At 62.8% G+C, this 15,390-nt stretch carries 17 protein-coding genes and 1 pseudogene; 12 read left to right on the forward strand and 6 right to left on the reverse strand.

Features of this window, described 5'->3' with window-relative positions; translation table 11 throughout:
- Positions 1-2: 2 nt before the first annotated feature.
- On the forward strand, positions 3-656 hold the full coding sequence (gene rnt, locus CKO25_RS03585; protein WP_200386550.1) for a ribonuclease T: 654 nt from the start codon (positions 3-5) through the stop codon (positions 654-656).
- Positions 657-911: 255 nt separating this feature from the next.
- Here the strand turns inward: rnt and grxD are convergent, their stop codons facing one another.
- The 3 genes from grxD to CKO25_RS03600 all read right to left on the reverse strand — a co-directional run bounded on the left by grxD (position 912) and on the right by CKO25_RS03600 (position 4,764).
- Positions 912-1,244, reverse strand: coding sequence for a Grx4 family monothiol glutaredoxin (grxD, locus tag CKO25_RS03590; RefSeq protein ID WP_200386551.1), 333 nt, complete (start codon positions 1,242-1,244; stop codon positions 912-914).
- Between the two features lie 114 nt (positions 1,245-1,358).
- A complete protein-coding gene (locus CKO25_RS03595) occupies positions 1,359-3,143 on the reverse strand; it encodes an N-acetylglutaminylglutamine amidotransferase (RefSeq protein ID WP_200386552.1) in 1,785 nt (594 codons plus the stop codon).
- Between the two features lie 4 nt (positions 3,144-3,147).
- Positions 3,148-4,764, reverse strand: a complete 1,617-nt coding sequence (locus tag CKO25_RS03600) for a hydantoinase B/oxoprolinase family protein (protein WP_200386553.1) — start codon at positions 4,762-4,764, stop codon at positions 3,148-3,150.
- Between the two features lie 253 nt (positions 4,765-5,017).
- Here CKO25_RS03600 and CKO25_RS03605 point away from each other — a divergent pair, with 253 nt between their 5' ends.
- From CKO25_RS03605 to CKO25_RS03615, 3 genes are all read left to right on the forward strand, one after another.
- On the forward strand, positions 5,018-5,599 hold the full coding sequence (locus CKO25_RS03605) for a superoxide dismutase (RefSeq protein ID WP_200386554.1): 582 nt from the start codon (positions 5,018-5,020) through the stop codon (positions 5,597-5,599).
- Positions 5,600-5,707: 108 nt separating this feature from the next.
- Positions 5,708-6,250 carry a Uma2 family endonuclease gene (locus CKO25_RS03610; RefSeq protein ID WP_200386555.1) on the forward strand — a complete coding sequence of 181 codons (543 nt, stop codon included), beginning with the start codon at positions 5,708-5,710 and terminating at the stop codon, positions 6,248-6,250.
- A 79-nt stretch (positions 6,251-6,329) separates the two neighbouring features.
- Positions 6,330-6,518 (forward strand): hypothetical protein, encoded by a 189-nt coding sequence (locus CKO25_RS03615; RefSeq protein WP_200386556.1) that lies wholly within the window; start codon positions 6,330-6,332, stop codon positions 6,516-6,518.
- A gap of 67 nt (positions 6,519-6,585) precedes the next feature.
- Here CKO25_RS03615 and CKO25_RS21000 read toward each other — a convergent pair whose 3' ends face one another.
- Positions 6,586-6,894, reverse strand: a complete 309-nt coding sequence (locus CKO25_RS21000) for a hypothetical protein (RefSeq protein ID WP_242467370.1) — start codon at positions 6,892-6,894, stop codon at positions 6,586-6,588.
- 214 nt (positions 6,895-7,108) lie between these two features.
- Here CKO25_RS21000 and CKO25_RS21005 point away from each other — a divergent pair.
- The 8 genes and pseudogenes from CKO25_RS21005 (at position 7,109) to CKO25_RS03640 (ending at position 13,503) form a co-directional block, all read left to right on the forward strand.
- Positions 7,109-7,543: pseudogene (locus tag CKO25_RS21005) on the forward strand (DEAD/DEAH box helicase family protein).
- The gene (locus CKO25_RS21010; RefSeq protein ID WP_276569000.1) at positions 7,540-8,901 is read left to right on the forward strand and encodes a type I restriction-modification enzyme R subunit C-terminal domain-containing protein; all 1,362 of its coding nucleotides are present in this window, start codon (positions 7,540-7,542) and stop codon (positions 8,899-8,901) included. The pseudogene CKO25_RS21005 and the gene CKO25_RS21010 overlap by 4 nt, the downstream one beginning before the upstream one ends.
- Positions 8,844-9,017, forward strand: a complete 174-nt coding sequence (locus CKO25_RS21570) for a type I restriction-modification enzyme R subunit C-terminal domain-containing protein (RefSeq protein ID WP_276569005.1) — start codon at positions 8,844-8,846, stop codon at positions 9,015-9,017. Before CKO25_RS21010 ends, CKO25_RS21570 begins: the two co-directional genes overlap by 58 nt.
- A gap of 41 nt (positions 9,018-9,058) precedes the next feature.
- Complete coding sequence (locus tag CKO25_RS03625; protein ID WP_242467371.1) at positions 9,059-10,393, forward strand: class I SAM-dependent DNA methyltransferase; 1,335 nt, start codon at positions 9,059-9,061, stop codon at positions 10,391-10,393.
- Positions 10,394-10,426: 33 nt separating this feature from the next.
- Positions 10,427-10,627, forward strand: coding sequence for a hypothetical protein (locus tag CKO25_RS21015; protein WP_242467372.1), 201 nt, complete (start codon positions 10,427-10,429; stop codon positions 10,625-10,627).
- Positions 10,627-11,778, forward strand: coding sequence for a restriction endonuclease subunit S domain-containing protein (locus CKO25_RS03630; protein WP_200386557.1), 1,152 nt, complete (start codon positions 10,627-10,629; stop codon positions 11,776-11,778). Before CKO25_RS21015 ends, CKO25_RS03630 begins: the two co-directional genes overlap by 1 nt.
- Before the next feature lie 346 nt (positions 11,779-12,124).
- Positions 12,125-12,769: a hypothetical protein gene (locus CKO25_RS03635; protein WP_200386660.1), complete on the forward strand. Its 645-nt coding sequence runs from the start codon at positions 12,125-12,127 to the stop codon at positions 12,767-12,769.
- A gap of 2 nt (positions 12,770-12,771) precedes the next feature.
- On the forward strand, positions 12,772-13,503 hold the full coding sequence (locus CKO25_RS03640) for an HIRAN domain-containing protein (protein WP_200386558.1): 732 nt from the start codon (positions 12,772-12,774) through the stop codon (positions 13,501-13,503).
- Between the two features lie 236 nt (positions 13,504-13,739).
- Here CKO25_RS03640 and CKO25_RS03645 read toward each other — a convergent pair whose 3' ends face one another.
- Both CKO25_RS03645 and zigA read right to left on the reverse strand, forming a co-directional pair.
- Positions 13,740-13,991: a hypothetical protein gene (locus CKO25_RS03645; protein ID WP_200386559.1), complete on the reverse strand. Its 252-nt coding sequence runs from the start codon at positions 13,989-13,991 to the stop codon at positions 13,740-13,742.
- A gap of 3 nt (positions 13,992-13,994) precedes the next feature.
- Positions 13,995-15,215: a zinc metallochaperone GTPase ZigA gene (zigA, locus tag CKO25_RS03650; RefSeq protein WP_200386560.1), complete on the reverse strand. Its 1,221-nt coding sequence runs from the start codon at positions 15,213-15,215 to the stop codon at positions 13,995-13,997.
- Positions 15,216-15,390 lie beyond the last annotated feature (175 nt).

Raw genomic sequence — 15,390 nt, forward strand, 5'->3', positions numbered from 1 at the left:
CGATGAATCAAGAACCCAAGATGCGAGAAGGCATCGCCCAGCGCTTTCGCGGTTTTCTCCCCGTTGTGATCGATGTCGAGACGGCGGGGTTCGATCCGCAGCGCCATGCCCTGCTGGAGATCGCGGCCATTATCATTCGGATGGGGCCTGATGGACGGCTCGAGCCGGCGGCACCCATCGCCTGCCATGTCATCCCATTCCTGGGGTCTGAACTCGACCCCAGTGCCTTGGCCTTCAACAAGATCGATCCGGATCATCCCTTCCGCGAGGCCATCTCGGAGTGGGATGCGCTGACCCGCATCCTCGCACCGATTCGCAAGGCTGTGAAGTCGACCGGCTGCACCCGAGCGGTCTTGGTGGGGCACAATGCGCACTTCGATCTCGCTTTCCTTAAGGCCGCGGTGGAGCGCACCGGCTTCAAGCGCAATCCCTTCCATGCCTTCAGCGTGTTCGACACGGTGTCGCTCGCCGCGCTCATGTTTGGCCAAACCGTGTTGGCTCGCGCCTCTCAGGAAGCAGGACTGGGATGGCAAACGAGCGAGGCCCACTCCGCGATCTATGATGCCCAGCAAACCGCGCGACTCTTTTGCACGATCATCAACCGCTGGAACGAACTCGATCCGGTTCGAGTTTGGGAGTTGAACAAAGGACGCTGAAGGTGGGCTTGGCAGAGGGACTACGGGTGCCTCGTGCGCGGTCTGTAGGGAGCGAGGTCGCGGTGTCCGCAGGATCGCATCGAGCCTGTGAGGTCCTGATCGTTCATCGGAATGGGCGCGGAAAGATGCTCAAACAGGCCGTCTGGAGAGGGTCCGCTCGGTTTGGGGCGGGGGTGTTGCCCTGATGTAGAGTGGCCCGCGAGGATTTCCCGAACTCGCGTCCGGGAAATCGCTACAACCGCGCATTCGGCTCCGCTAAGACGCCGTCTCCTGGCTCGAAGCAGCCGTTTCCATCATCTTCTTCAACTCGCCGTTGGCGTGAAGCTCGAGCGTGATGTCGCAGCCGCCGACTAACTCGCCACCAATGTAGATCTGGGGGAAGGTCGGCCAGTCCGCATAGCGGGGCAGGTTTTCGAAAATCTCGGGGTCTTGCAAGACATTGACGTAAGCGAAGGGGATGCCGCACTCCTGCAGCGCGGCCGAGGCCCGCATCGAGAATCCACACTGGGGAAACTGGGGGGTTCCTTTCATGTAGATGACGACCGGGTTGCCCTTCACCTGTTCACCGATTCGCTCCAATACATCCATCGTTAGGCCTCTCGCGGGAAATTGACTCGTGTTCTGCGCAAGGTTCGGGACATGACGCGGCATTTCAAGGCATCCGTGCGCTTGCGTCAGGTGAGTATCCCAAATGGGGTGGTCTCAAGGAGCGGGGTCGACGGTGCGTTGCAACCAGAGTTCGAGCAAGGCGAGATGCCACAACTTATTGCCCTGAATCCGGGTGTGATGCAGGTCGGGCGCGGCCAGCAATTGATCGAGATAGGCCTGTTGGTACAACCCCCGCTCGCGGCTCGCTTGGGAGGTGAGCACATCACGCATCAAATTGAAGAAGGGGCCGCGTACGTATTTCAGTGCCGGCATCGGGAAATAGCCCTTGGGACGGTCGATCACGGCATCGGGCAATAATCCTCGCGCCATCGCCTTGAGTGGATACTTGCCGCCATCGCGCAGCTTGAGTTCGGGAGGGCAGCGTGCGGCCAACTCGACGAGTTGGTGGTCGAGGAAGGGCACCCGGGCCTCGAGCCCCCACGCCATTGTCATGTTGTCGACCCGCTTGACCGGGTCGTCGACGATCAGGGTGGTGACGTCGAGTCGCAGAACGGCGTCGATGAGTTCGTCGGCACCGGGTGCGGCGAGGCGTTCAGCAACCAGAGCCGAGGTGTGGTCGTCGCCGCCATACTGGGCGCCGATCATCCGGAGATACTCCTGGTGGTCGCGATCGAAATAATGCTTGCTGAAACGATCCACCGCTGAACCCGTGGTCTCCGCCGCGATGCGTGGATACCAGAAATAGCCGCCGAAGACCTCGTCGGCACCCTGACCGGACTGGACGACCTTGACCTCGCGGGAGACCTGCTCGGCGAGCAGATAGAAGGCAACCGCATCCTGACCGAACATGGGTTCGGTCATGGCGTCGATCGCCTCGGGGAGCCGTTCTAGGACCTGTGCATTTGGTACCAGGAAGCGACAATGGCGGGTGCCATAGCGTGCGACCACCTGGTCTGAATACTGAAACTCGCTGCCGGCTTCCTCGGGGGTGTCCTCGAACCCGACCGAAAAGGTACGCAGATCCGAGACGCCCGCCTCGGCGAGCAAGGCGACCAAGAGGCTCGAGTCCAAACCACCCGACAGCAGCACGCCGACGGGGACATCGGCAACCTCGCTGCGGATCTTCACCGCGTGACGCAGTGCGACATGGATGGCTTCGAGCCACTCCGGCTCGCTGCGTGGCTGATCAGGACGCGTGGCGTCGAGCTGCCAGTAGGCCGCTTCGGTGCGGGTGCCGCGTGCGTCGATGCGCAGCCAGTGTCCGGGCGCGAGCTTGCGCACGCCCTGCAGGATGGTGCGCGGTGCCGGAACCACGGCATGGAGCGTGAACAGATGATGCAAGCTCACCGGGTCGATGCGGGTGTCCACACCACCACCGGCGAGGAGGGCTTGGGTGCTGGAGGCAAAGCGCACCCGCCCGGGTTGCTCGGTCCAGTAGAGCGGTTTGATGCCGAAGCGATCGCGCGCGAGGAAGAGGACCTGTTGGTGGGCGTCCCACAGCGCGAAGGCAAACATCCCATGCAGACGCTGGCAGCAATCCGGCCCCCAAGTATGCCAGGCCTTGAGGATGACCTCGGTGTCACCTTCCGTGAAAAAGCGATATCCCCGCTGTTCGAGTTCGCGCCGCAGGGCGCGGTAGTTGTAGATGGCACCATTGAACACCAGCGCGAGACCAAGCTCGGCATCGACCATGGGCTGATGGGAGCGCACCGAGAGATCAATCACCGCGAGACGACGATGGCCAAACGCGAGTGATCCATCACTGTAGCTGCCGCCGTGATCGGGTCCACGCCGCTCCAGCTCGCGCATCATTGTCTGGATGGCATCCAGATCGGCTGGTGCGCCGTCGAGTCTCAATTCACCACAAATACCGCACATGGCGTCATTCTCCTGAACTGGGATCGCCCGGATGGGGTTCGTCGTGACGAGCCCGGTCCGCTTGGTCAGTGGGCACGTTGGGTGGAGGTGCCGGACCCCAACCACCGCCACCCGGTGTTGCGATCGTCACGCGATCGCCCGCGGCGACCTCGAAACTGATCTTCGCTGGCAGCTCTGCGCCGTTGAGACGATTGTGCCCGGACGCGCCAGGACTGCCGCCCGCGAGCCCCCAGGGACGCGAGCGACGTCGCTCGGTGAGCAACGTGACCTGCGCGGGGGCGAGAAAGAGGAATTCGCGGATCAGGCCCTCACCGCCCGGGTGCGCCCCGTCACCACCAGAGCCTTGCCGGAGTGCATAGCGGGTCACACGCAGTGGATATCGGGTCTCCAACACCTCGATGGGTGTGTTGAGCGTGTTGGTCATGTGCGTCTGCACGCCCGACCAGCCGCCGCCGTGGGCGCCCGCACCCATCCCCCCGCCGATGGTTTCGTAATAATCCCAAGCCGCCCCGGGAGCGGTGAGGCCGACGGCGAGATTGTTCATGCTGCCATGGCTTGCGGCCGGGATGCGATCAGGGATGGCCTGAGCCAGCGCACCGAGCAGGACGTCGACGAGGCGCGTGCTGGTTTCAACGTTACCGGCCGCGACCGCGGCTGGGCGCTGGGCATGAATCAGACAGCCCTCCGGAGCCCGGATCTGGATCATCCGAAAGGTGCCGGCGCAGGCTGGAGTGTGCGCCGGCATGAGGCAGCGTAACGCATAATAGACCGCCGCCGCGGCGACCGAGAGCGGACAATTGATGTTCCCCGGGACCTGGTTCGCGGTCCCCGTGAAGTCAACCTCGATGGACGCCGGCGTGACCGCGAGAGCAACGCGAACCACGACCGCTTCGCAGCCTTGGCCATCGTCGTCCATCTGGTCCGCGAAGCGATAGACCCCCGGTGGGATCACCGCCAAGGCCGCACGGGCAAGGCGTTCACCATAGTCGTTCAACGCCCCGATGGCCTCATCGTAGGCCGTGATGCCGAGGCGATCGATCAATTCGCCGAGCCGGTTCAATCCCGCACGATTGGCGCTGATCTGGGCGAAAAAATCGCCATGCGCGTCAGCGGGGTTGCGGGTTGCATCCAGGATGCGTTGCAGGAGCGCGGCGTCGAGTTGCCCGCGCCGGATCAAGTGACAGGGCTGAATGATCAGGCCCTCCTCGGCGAGGGTGCGCGAGACTGGCATCGAGCCGGGTGCCGCGGCGCCAATGTCCGCGTGATGGGCGCGATTGGCCACGAAGGCGACCAGTCGTCCCGCGACGAAGAGCGGTGCGATCAGGGTCACATCGGGCAGATGGGTGCCGCCGAGATAGGGATCGTTGAGCACGACCATGTCTCCCTCGGCCCATTCGATGGTTCCGACGATGTCCGCCATTGCATAGGCCATGCTCCCGAGATGAACCGGGATGTGCGCGGCCTGGGCGCTGAGCTGTCCCGCCTGATCGAAGACCGCGCAGGAGAAGTCGAGGCGATCGCGGATGTTGGTCGAGAAGGCGGCGCGGCGCAGCATCTCTCCCATCTCCTCGCAGACCGCCTCGAGACGGCTGGCGAACAGACCCAGTTCGATGGCGTTCATGCGTGTGCTCCTCCTGCTAGCGGATCGCGGGTCATGCCCCCGGACGCCGCGATCCAGGCCCGATGCGCGCCGGCCCGGTGCCAGGGGTTTGGACGCTGGCCGAGCGCCACCGCGGCGGCCTTGGCGCAGGCCGGACCGCCGACGTGGCAAGACCGCCCAGTTGCCTGGTGCATCTTGAGTTAGAGGAACATGGGCCAACATTGCACGTCATCAGGTTTGATCATCCAACAACAACCAACCTGGAGACGAACACATGGCTCACGAACTTCCGATTCTCCCCTACGAACGCAACGCCCTCGAACCCGTGATCTCGGCCGAGACCATCGAGTACCACTATGGCAAGCATCATCAGACCTACGTCAACAACCTCAATAATCTGATCCCAGGAACCGAGTTTGAGAACATGAGTCTCGAAGAGATCATCATGAAATCCTCGGGCGGATTGTTCAACAACGCCGCGCAAGTCTGGAATCATACCTTTTATTGGAATTGTCTGAGCCCGAATGGCGGCGGTGTCCCAACGGGTGCGCTGGCGGACGCGATCAATGCGAAGTTTGGATCGTTCGACGAGTTCAAGAAACAGTTCACTCAGGCCGCCGCGACCAACTTCGGTTCGGGCTGGACCTGGCTTGTCAAGAATGCCGACGGCACGGTCGAGATTCACAACACCTCCAATGCCGGCACCCCGATGACCGAGGGCAAGACCGCGCTGATGACCGTCGACGTCTGGGAGCATGCCTACTACGTCGATTATCGTAACGCCCGTCCGAAGTACCTCGAAGCGATTTGGGACAAGATCAACTGGGAGTTCGTGGCGGCGAATTACGGCGCTTGAGATCGTCCTGCCTGACTCATGATTAAGGTGATCTCCAGACACCAGCAACCCGTCTGAGGTCATCCGCTCGTCATGAAGGGGCGACTTCGGTCGCCCCGCCAATACCCGATGGAGGCCCGCAAACTGGCAAGCGTCGCCGACCTGCTCGCATGCCCGGATGAACGGGTGGAACTGATCGGCGGGGAGATCGTTCGCCGACCGCTGGCGCGCGGTGAGCACGGGATGGTCCAAGGTGCTACGCACGACGAGCTGAGCCCCTTCCAGCATAAAGACGGCCCCGGCGGCTGGTGGATCGCCACCGAGATCAGCGTCGCCTACGAAGCGCACGAATGCCCGATCCATGACCTTGCCGGCTGGCGCAAGGAGCGCAGCCCTGAGCGTCCGCGTGGTGTCGTCGAGCTGACGCCGGACTGGGTCTGCGAAATCGTCTCGCCCGGCCACGAGCGCAAGGACACCCTGATCCTATTCCTGCTCCTGCAACGCCACCGTGTCCCTTTCTACTGGCTGATCTGGCCGGAAAGCCGCGCCCTGATCGCCTACCAGCTTGACGGTGAGCACTATCGCGTGATCGCCACCGTTGAGCCCGCCCGCGTGCGTATCCCACCGTTCGACAGTGTCGAAATGGACTTGCGCTACGTCTTCGGCGAATAGCAGTGGCATCCAAGGCGGTATCCGAGACACATCATCCCGGGCGAGCCCGAACAAAGTCACTTGACCGTAGGCGCGTGGCTTGCCCGCGCTGAACCTCACGAAGCGCGCCACCGACTGGAGGCATCTGCCGCCGTCGGCACGGGAGCGTATTGGGGATCTCACGCCAGGCGAAGCGCTCTTTCTGCTTCAGGATCTCCAGAATCCGAACGATCCGAGCGCCCTACTGATGCGTACCGCGGACCCGCTCTCGATTCTCGGCTATTGCTGACTCTCGGGCTATGATTAGCAGAGTCGCCACATCGGAGCGCGGAGGCGTTCGCTGGAGCATCAGGATGTCACTCAACGAAGCGGATACCTGCAGGGTATTCGTCACGCCTAGATTGCGCGAAGCCGGCTGGGAGGATCCGCCCCATCTGATCGCCGAGCAGCAGACCTTCACGGATGGGCGGATCAAGATCGTCGCCGGCAAGGCCGTTCGCGGCGATCGCAAGCGCGCCGATTATGTTCTGCTCTACACCCGTGATTTTCCGATCGCGGTGGTCGAGTCCAAGCCCGAGGGTGCGCCCGATGGTACCGGACTCCAGCAGTCGAAAGGCTCCGCCGAGCTTCGCGACCTCAAGTTCGCCTATGCCACGAATGGACACTGGATCCTCGAATTCGACTTTCTGACCGGCCTCGAGAGCAGTCTGGATGCCTTTCCCACGCCCGACGCGCTTATCGGGCGACTCCGGGCAGCCACCGGCCTCGGCGACGAGGCGACCAATCGTCTCCTGACCCCATCCTACCCCATCCTACCCCGCGCCCGAGTCCATCCCCCGCTATTACCAGGACATCGCGATCAACCGCACGCTTGCGGCGGTGCTTCAGGGCCAGCTGCGCATCCTCCTCTGCATGGCCACGGGGACCGGCAAGACCCTGGTCGCCTTTCAGATCTGCTGGAAGCTCTGAAGCGCACGCTGGACGCGCGACGGCGCATCCCGCAAGCCGCGCATGCTCTTCCTAGCCGACCGCAGCGTCCTGGTCGACGAGCCCAAGGACAAGCAGTTCGCCCCCTTCGGCAATGCCCGTTGGAAGATCCAGGACGGTATCGCCGAGAAAAGCCGGCAGATGTACTTCGCGCTCTACCAGTCCATCGCCGAGGACAAGGTCCGCCCCGGCCTCTATCGCGAGTATCCGCGCGACTTCTTTGATCTCATCATCATCGATGAGTGCCACCGCGGCAGCGCCGGGGACGCCAGCAACTGGCGCACCATCCTGGAGTGGTTCTCGAGCCGGCCTATCAGATCGGCATGACCGCCACGCCGCTGCGGGCCGAGAACCGCGTCACCTACCGCTATTTCGGCAACCCCATCTACACCTACAGCCTGCGCCAAGGCATCGAAGATGGTTTTCTCGCCCCTTACCGCGTCCATCGGGTCATCACCGATGTCGATGCGACCGGTTGGCGACCCGGCAAGGACGAGGTCGACCGCTACGGCCGCGCCATCCCGGACGAGCACTACGAGACCAAGGATTTCGAGCGCATCATCGCGCTGAAGGCGCGCACCCGTGCGATCGCCAAACACCTCACCCGATTCATGCGGCGGACCGACCGCTGGGCCAAGACGATCGTCTTCTGCGTCGATCAAGAGCACGCCTCCGAGATGCGCAAGACGCTGACGCGCTTCAACCGGGACTTGGTAGCCAAGCATCCGAACTACGTCGTGCGCATCACGTCCGACGAGGGCGATATCGGTCGTGGATTCCTCGGCAGCTTCCAGGAGCCGGAAGAGACCACGCCCGTCATTGTGACCACCTCCCAGATGCTGACCACCGGTGTCGATATCCCCACCTGCAAGAACGTGGTCCTGGTTCGGGTGATCAACTCGCTCACCGCTTTCAAGCAGATCATCGGGCGCGGGACGCGTCTGCGAGAGGACTACGACAAGACCTGGTTCAACATCATCGACTACACCGGCTCGGCCACGGAGCGCTTTGCCGATCCGGACTTCGATGGCTACCCCGAGGAGATCGACCAGACCGAGATCGACGCGCACGGCAACGAGGTCGGCACGCCCACCTCCGAGCCGACCGACTCCGACTCTGACCCCAACGCCGATTTAGGGGAGGACGACGGCACGCCCTGCGAGGACATGCAGGTGACCGGAGAGAACACGGAGCCGGACGAGGGCGAAATCGGCGAGCCGCCACGACCCCCGAGCAAATACTATTTCGACGACTGCCGCTTCAAGGTCATCGGGCACCTGGTCTACGAACTCGACGAGGAGGGCAAACAGCTCCGCGTCGTGCAGTACACCGACTACACCGCCGACCAGATCCGCACACTCGTGCGCACCCCGGAGGCGCTGACCGCCGACTGGGCCGACCCCGTGACACGCGACGACATGCTGGCGCGGCTCGAGCGGGTCGGGATCCGCTTCGAGATCTTGGCCGAGGCCACCGACAACCCGGATGCCGACCCCTTGGATCTGCTCTGCCACCTCGCCTTTCAGCGACCGTTGCGCACCCGCCGCGAGCGGGCGAGCATCTGCGCCGCAATTCGCCCGACTTCTTCGATCGCTTCAGTACGGCCGCACGCGGTATCCTCGACACCCTGCTCGACCAGTACACTGCGCACGGGCCGAACGAGTTCCGGATCCCGCAGGCCCTGAAGAACCCGCCCATCGCGGCCCACGGCAACGCCATGGAGATCGCCGAGCTGTTCGGCGGACCCGTGGCCATGCGCCAGGCCGTGACCCAACTGCAAGCGCTCCTCTACCGGAGCTAGGCCCCTAAGGCCCTGTCCAGCTGCGAGACCCAAGCCAGACCATGCCGCCAAAGAAGACCGCCACACCCCAGACCACCGCCCAGCAGCTCGCAGCCATCATCAAGTCCGCCCGCAACGTCATGCGCAAGGACAAGGGACTGAACGGCGACCTCGACCGTCTGCCCATGCTCACCTGGATCATGTTCCTCAAGTTCCTCGACGACATGGAGCAGATGCGCGCGCTCAACGCGGAGCTTGCAGGCAAGCCCTTTCGCCCGGACATCGCGCCCCCGTACCGCTGGCGCGATTGGGCCGCCGACCCGGCCGGGATCACCGGGGAGGACCTGATCGCCTTCGTCAACAACGACGAGGCCATGCGCCCCAACGAGACCCGCGGCTCCGGGCTGCTGTATTACCTGCGCGGATTGCGCAGCGCCGAGGGCGGGGATCGGCGCGACGTGATCGGCACCGTGTTTCGCGGCATGCAGAACCGCATGACGGATGGTTTTCTGTTGCGCAGTGTCATCAATCTGGTCAACAGCATCCACTTCACCGCCACGGACGAGATGCACACCCTCAGCAGGCTCTACGAGAGCCTGCTGCGCGAGATGCGCGACGCGGCCGGCGACTCGGGCGAGTTCTACACCCCGCGCCCGGCGGTGCGCTTCATGGTGCAGGTCTTGGATCCACGCTTGGGGGAGACTGTCCTGGATCCCGCCTGCGGAACGGCCGGCTTTCTGGTGGAGGTCTTCAAGCATCTGCGCGAGCAATGCCGCTCGGTCGCCGATCAGGAGACCTTGCAGAACGCCAGCATCCTCGGCGGCGAAGCCAAATCGCTGCCCTATCTGCTGGCCCAGATGAACCTCCTGCTGCACGGGCTCGAACATCCGCGCATCGACCCTGGCAACAGCCTGCGCATCCCTTTGCGCGACATCACCGACAAGGACCGGGTGGACGTGATCCTGACCAACGTCCCCTTCGGCGGCGAGGAGAAGAAGGGCAACCTCGGCAACTTCCCCAAAGACCGCCAGACCACCGAAACGGCGCTGCTCTTCCTTCAGCTCATCATGCGACGCCTCAAGCGCCCCGGACACGGCAACGACTGCGGCGGCCGGGCCGGCGTCATCGTCCCCAACGGTACCCTGTTCGGCGACGGGATCTGCGCCCGCGTGAAAGAGGATCTACTCAAACACTACAACCTGCACACCATCGTGCGTCTGCCCGAAGGCGTCTTCGCGCCCTACACGGACATTCCATCCAACCTGATTTTCTTCGACCGCTCCGGCCCGACCCACGACATCTGGTACTACCAGATTCCGCTCCCCGAGGGGCGACGCAAATACACCAAGACCAAGCCGATGGAGGATGCCGAGATGGCGGGCTGCCTGGTCTGGTAGAGCGATCGGACAGAGGGACCTCACGCCTGGCGCGTGCAGGCCGCGGATGTCCTCAAATACGATGCGGAAGGTCGCCTCTTGTCGGTCAACCTGGATATCAAGAACCCCAGCAGTCTGGAGGTGTTGGAACATCGCGAGCCGCGCGAGCTGATCGCCGACATCGCGCGCAAGGAGCGTCGCGTCCTGGATCTGATCGCGGAGATCGACGACTTGCTGAGTCCGGAAGGCGCCTGATGCACGGCTGGCCTTTGGTTGCATTGGGAGACCTGCTGACCCCGTCGATCGACCGGCACCCGGTCGAAGCCGGGAAGCTGTATCCCAACATCGGGATCTATGGTTTCGGGCGGGGGGTTTTCGAGAAGCCGCCGATCGATGGCGGGTCGTTCGCTGCCGACAGTCTCTATCGCCTGCGTGCAGGTCAGTTTGTCTATAGCCGGCTGAAGGCGTTCGAGGGCGCCTATGGTCTGGTCCCGGAGTTTGGCGACGGCGCATTCGTGACAAACGAATTTCCGGCCTTTGACATCGCCTCCGAACGGGTTTTGCCGCAGTTCCTGCTTTGGTACTTTCGCCGACCAGGAACTTGGGAGCAACTTGCGAAGCACTCCGCGGGTGTCGGGGCAAGGCGCGAGCGTTTGCACCCAAGGAGCTTGTTGGCTGAAGTCGTTGCGTTGCCGTCCCTGCCGGAACAAGCTCGCTTGGTCGCTGGACTGGACGCATTGGCTACTCGCCTCGCAGAGGTTGGCCAGCTTCGCCGGGAGATCCAGAACGACGCCCAGGCCTTGCTGCACAGCGTCTTTCACCGCCTCATCCAGGGCGCCGAGTACCGTCCCCTCGCCGAAGTCGCACCTATCGTGCGCCGGCCCGTCGAGCTTGATTTGGATACAACATATGAAGAGATCGGGATCCGGTCCTTTCACCGAGGTGTCTTCTTCAAATGTCTTTCGCTCGGCTCCGACATCAGTCACAAGTCTATGTTTCGGATGGTTCCTGGCGACCTGGTCTTCAGCAATATCATGGCCTGGGAGGGTGCTGTTGCTGTGGTTCGACCGGAGGATGAAGGGCGCATCGGAGTCCATCGCTTCATCACCTGCGTTCCCAAGGCCGAGATCGCCGATGCCCATTTTCTCTGGTTTTACTTTCAGACCGGCGAAGGCTTCGAGAAGATTGTTGCAGCCTCTCCGGCGACCATCGCAAGGAACCGAACTCTGAGCATGAAAAAACTCGAAGCGATCCATGTCCCGGTCCCGGCTTATAAGGAGCAACAGGAATTCAGCGCCCTCCAAACCAAGGTTGCCGCCATCCGCCGAGTCCATGCCGACAACCAACCCGAGCTGGACGTCCTTCTGCCCGCCGTGCTGGATAAGGCATTCAAGGGCGAGTTGTGATTAGGACCGCCAAGGCATCCGAGCAGCTATCGCATCGTCGGCCGGGCAGACTCGCAGGCAAAATACACTCGATGAAGAGGAAGCCGTGACCTATCCGATCATCACAGTTCCCGACGAGGCGGGCGACTCGATCGAGCAACTCGGCACAAAGCGCAAATTTTGGTTCGACGACAAGCGTCGGCTCTACAAGCAAGGTCGACCGGGAACGGGGGAGGATTGGGCGGAGAAGGTCGCGTGTGAGCTTTGCGTCCTGCTCGGTCTCCCTCATGCACACTACGACTTCGCCACATGGCGGGGTCGGCCAGGCGTTGTCACCAACTCGTTTCTTCCGCCGCGATGGCGTCTCGTGCAGGGCAATGAGCTGCTCGCCAAGGCTCACCCTGATTACCTGACTCAAAAGCGCTACGAGCGACGTCAACATACGGTCAGCGCCTTTATCCGGGTTGGTAAGATCTCACGGATCGAGCCACCGCCGGGTTATGCTTTCCCGCCACCTCTGCGTATTGCGGCTGATGTCATGGTGGGATATCTGCTATTGGACTGCTTGATCGGCAACCAGGATCGCCACGACGAAAACTGGGGATTGATGGTCCTCGCCGGATCGCCTCCCCGCGTCGCGTTGGCGCCGACCTACGATCATGCGTCGAGCCTGGGGCGCAACGAAACGGATGAGAGACGCCGATTCAGAATGACGACCAATGATCGTGGCGCAGGGGTTGAAACCTTTTGTGCGCGCGCACGCTCTGCATTCTACGGCGTTCCAGATGCGGGTAGGACGATTACCACGTTGGACGCGTTCGCAGCTGCCAGCCGTCTGCGCCCAGCGGCTGCGGAGTATTGGCGGGATCAACTCGTAAGACTTGGGGCTATGGACTTTGATGCCATCTTAAGGCGGGTGCCGCCGGAGCTGATTTCAGAGGCGGCGATCGATTTCGCGCTTCGAATGCTGGATGTCAACCGAGCGCGCCTGCTCAAGCTAGGCGGGGAATAACAGTGACAAACCGAGTATTTCTGGCATGGCGGGATCCCGAGTCGCGACGCTGGCTGCCTGTCGGGCAACTTTCACGAGAAAGCGATGACTTTCGGTTCGTTTACACCAAAGGTGCCGAGGAGTCCGAACGGTTCGTGCCATTTGGTCGCATGACGGACCTGCATGCGGTCTATGTGGCAAACGAGCTGTTTCCACTTTTTTCCAATCGGCTCATGCCTCGATCCAGGCCCGAGTATCGCGACTTCTTGATTTGGCTGGGACTCGATCCGGGAGACCACGACGCGCTGGAGCTTCTCGGCAAAAGCGGTGGCGCGCGGGCGACCGATGCGTTGCAGGTGTTCCCGTGCCCGGAGCCGACCCCCGAGAACACCTATGTCGTAGAGTATTTCAGTCACGGCATCCGGCATCTGCCTCAGTCGGCGAGGGAGCGCATTGGGGATCTCACGCCAGGCGAAGCGCTCCTTCTGCTTCAGGATCTCCAGAATCCGAACGATCCGAGTGCCCTGTTGATGCGCACCGCAGACCCCCTGTCGATCGTCGGCTATTGCCCGCGGTTCTACTCGGCGGAGTTCTCGAAGCTCATCGCGTTGGTGGGCCCGGACAAGGTCAAGGTGACGGTTGCCGGCGTGAATCCGGACGCACCGCTCCAGTTTCGCCTTCGCTGCCGCCTGAGCGCACCTTGGCCGGCTGGATTCACCGCCTGTTCGGACGATGTGTTTCAGTCGCTGGGTTAGTTCGGTCCTCCATCACTATCCTGCGGAGATGAGGTTTGACGGAGAGCATGACCGCATCATCGCCAACAACGCTCAACCAACCCGAGTGCGCATCCCCCCAGACGATACCTTGGAAAGGGCACACGGGCACGATCCAAGTTGTCGTCAGCCGATGATCGGCAAGCGTTAAGACCATATCCTCTCACACATTGATCGATCGCCAGGGCGGCGCGAGTCGAATCAAGCGTTGGCCGGGATCACCGCGCCGCCGTACCGAGCTCTGCCTGCGTCTGACGGAACCAACTCAGAACCTGACTGAGATGGTCACGGCCATAGGTGCGCGCAAAGCGCTGCGTCTCCTCTTGGCCCGGATCAGCCAGGACACGGAGACGTTCCTCGACATAGCCGGGGGTCAGCGGGATGCCGCATTTGACCTCGATGCAATAGCGCCAGCTCGCATAGCTGGTGGGAATGATCTCAGCAGCAAACTCCGCGGTGTCATCGGCCATCGGTCACTCCTCCACACCGCGGGTCCAGGCCGGAAACGGATCCGGCAGTCGTCGCCAGCCGTCTGGCCCGAGTGCCATCTCAGTATCATCGAGAAGGCAGGCATCGAGCCGCGCGTGCATCTCCAGTGGATCCAAGTGCTGACCGATGAAGACGATCTCCTGGCGACGATCACCGTAAGGGCCGTCGAAGTCGGACTCGATGCGGGCGCGCTGGGCCGGATCGTCCGGCCAATGCTCACGTGGGGCTGCGTCCCACCACAACCCTGCCGGCCCGTGGCGTACCAGGCCGCCGGCCTGGGACCACTCGCCAGCCCAATCGGGGCGCGAGGCGAGCCAGAAGAAGCCTTTGGAGCGCAGCAGGTTGCCAGGCCACTCATGGTGCATGGCGGCATGGAAGCGCCCGGGGTGAAAGGGTCGACGGGCGCGATAGACGAGGCTGCCGATGCCGTATTCTTCCGTCTCCGGGGTGTGGGTGCCACGCAGCTCCGCGAGCCAGCCGGGTGCGTTGGCGGCACGGGCGAAATCGAATCGGCCCGTGTCGATGACCTCCGCCAGTGGAACCTGTCCGAGCACGGCCGGGAGAATGCGCGCGTGGCGATTGAGCTGTCGCAAGGCATGGATGAGGCGCTCGCGCTCGGCGCTGCTGATCAGGTCGATCTTGTTGACGATGATGACGTCGGCGAATTCCACTTGGTCGATCAGCAACTCCGCGAGGGTGCGTTGGTCTTCGGCACCGAGCGATTCGCCCCGGTCGGCCAGGTCGTCGGCAGTCTCCAGATCGGCCGGAAAGGCGACTGCATCCACCACCGTGACCAAGGTGTCGAGCCGGGCCAGGTCACTCAGACTCACACCGGCCTCGTCGCGAAACGTGAAGGTCTCGGCCACCGGCAGCGGCTCCGAGATCCCGGTGGACTCGATCACCAGCACATCGAAGCGCCCAGCGCGCGCCAGGGATGCGACTTCGACCAGCAGATCCTCTCGCAGCGTGCAGCAGATACAGCCATTGCTCATTTCCACCAGCCGCTCCTCGCCGCGACTCAAGGTCACTTCGCGTTCGACCAGGCTGGCGTCGATATTGACCTCGGACATGTCGTTGACGATCACCGCAACCCGCCGGCCTTCGCGGTTGTTCAGGATGTGGTTGAGTAACGTGGTCTTGCCGGCGCCGAGGAAGCCGGACAACACGGTGACGGGAAGGCGAGGGTCAGGATGGGATGATGTCATGGGCGGTTCGCTCGTGGTGGATGACAAGAATGTTATGTTATTACATTATTGAGCGTAAACCCTGCGGAACTTCTGGTGATCACGGCGCGTTCGGTCTCTTCAGGAACCTCGACCAGAAGGGCGCGGGCCAGCCGCCCCGTGATCTGGTGGTACCACGGGTCATGCCGTTCGAGAG

Origin of the sequence: Thiocapsa imhoffii (genome assembly GCF_016583985.1) — a bacterium.
Taxonomy (GTDB): Bacteria; Pseudomonadota; Gammaproteobacteria; order Chromatiales; family Chromatiaceae; genus Thiocapsa; species Thiocapsa imhoffii.

Excerpts from the sequence above, each read along its gene's own strand:
- rnt (WP_200386550.1), top strand. The coding sequence starts at position 3 with ATGAATCAAGAACCCAAGATGCGAGAAGGCATCGCCCAGCGCTTTCGC.
- grxD (WP_200386551.1), bottom strand. The coding sequence starts at position 1,244 with ATGGATGTATTGGAGCGAATCGGTGAACAGGTGAAGGGCAACCCGGTC.
- CKO25_RS03595 (WP_200386552.1), bottom strand. The coding sequence starts at position 3,143 with ATGTGCGGTATTTGTGGTGAATTGAGACTCGACGGCGCACCAGCCGAT.
- CKO25_RS03600 (WP_200386553.1), bottom strand. The coding sequence starts at position 4,764 with ATGAACGCCATCGAACTGGGTCTGTTCGCCAGCCGTCTCGAGGCGGTC.
- CKO25_RS03605 (WP_200386554.1), top strand. The coding sequence starts at position 5,018 with ATGGCTCACGAACTTCCGATTCTCCCCTACGAACGCAACGCCCTCGAA.
- CKO25_RS03610 (WP_200386555.1), top strand. The coding sequence starts at position 5,708 with ATGGAGGCCCGCAAACTGGCAAGCGTCGCCGACCTGCTCGCATGCCCG.
- CKO25_RS21010 (WP_276569000.1), top strand. The coding sequence starts at position 7,540 with ATGACCGCCACGCCGCTGCGGGCCGAGAACCGCGTCACCTACCGCTAT.
- CKO25_RS03625 (WP_242467371.1), top strand. The coding sequence starts at position 9,059 with ATGCCGCCAAAGAAGACCGCCACACCCCAGACCACCGCCCAGCAGCTC.
- CKO25_RS03630 (WP_200386557.1), top strand. The coding sequence starts at position 10,627 with ATGCACGGCTGGCCTTTGGTTGCATTGGGAGACCTGCTGACCCCGTCG.
- CKO25_RS03645 (WP_200386559.1), bottom strand. The coding sequence starts at position 13,991 with ATGGCCGATGACACCGCGGAGTTTGCTGCTGAGATCATTCCCACCAGC.
- zigA (WP_200386560.1), bottom strand. The coding sequence starts at position 15,215 with ATGACATCATCCCATCCTGACCCTCGCCTTCCCGTCACCGTGTTGTCC.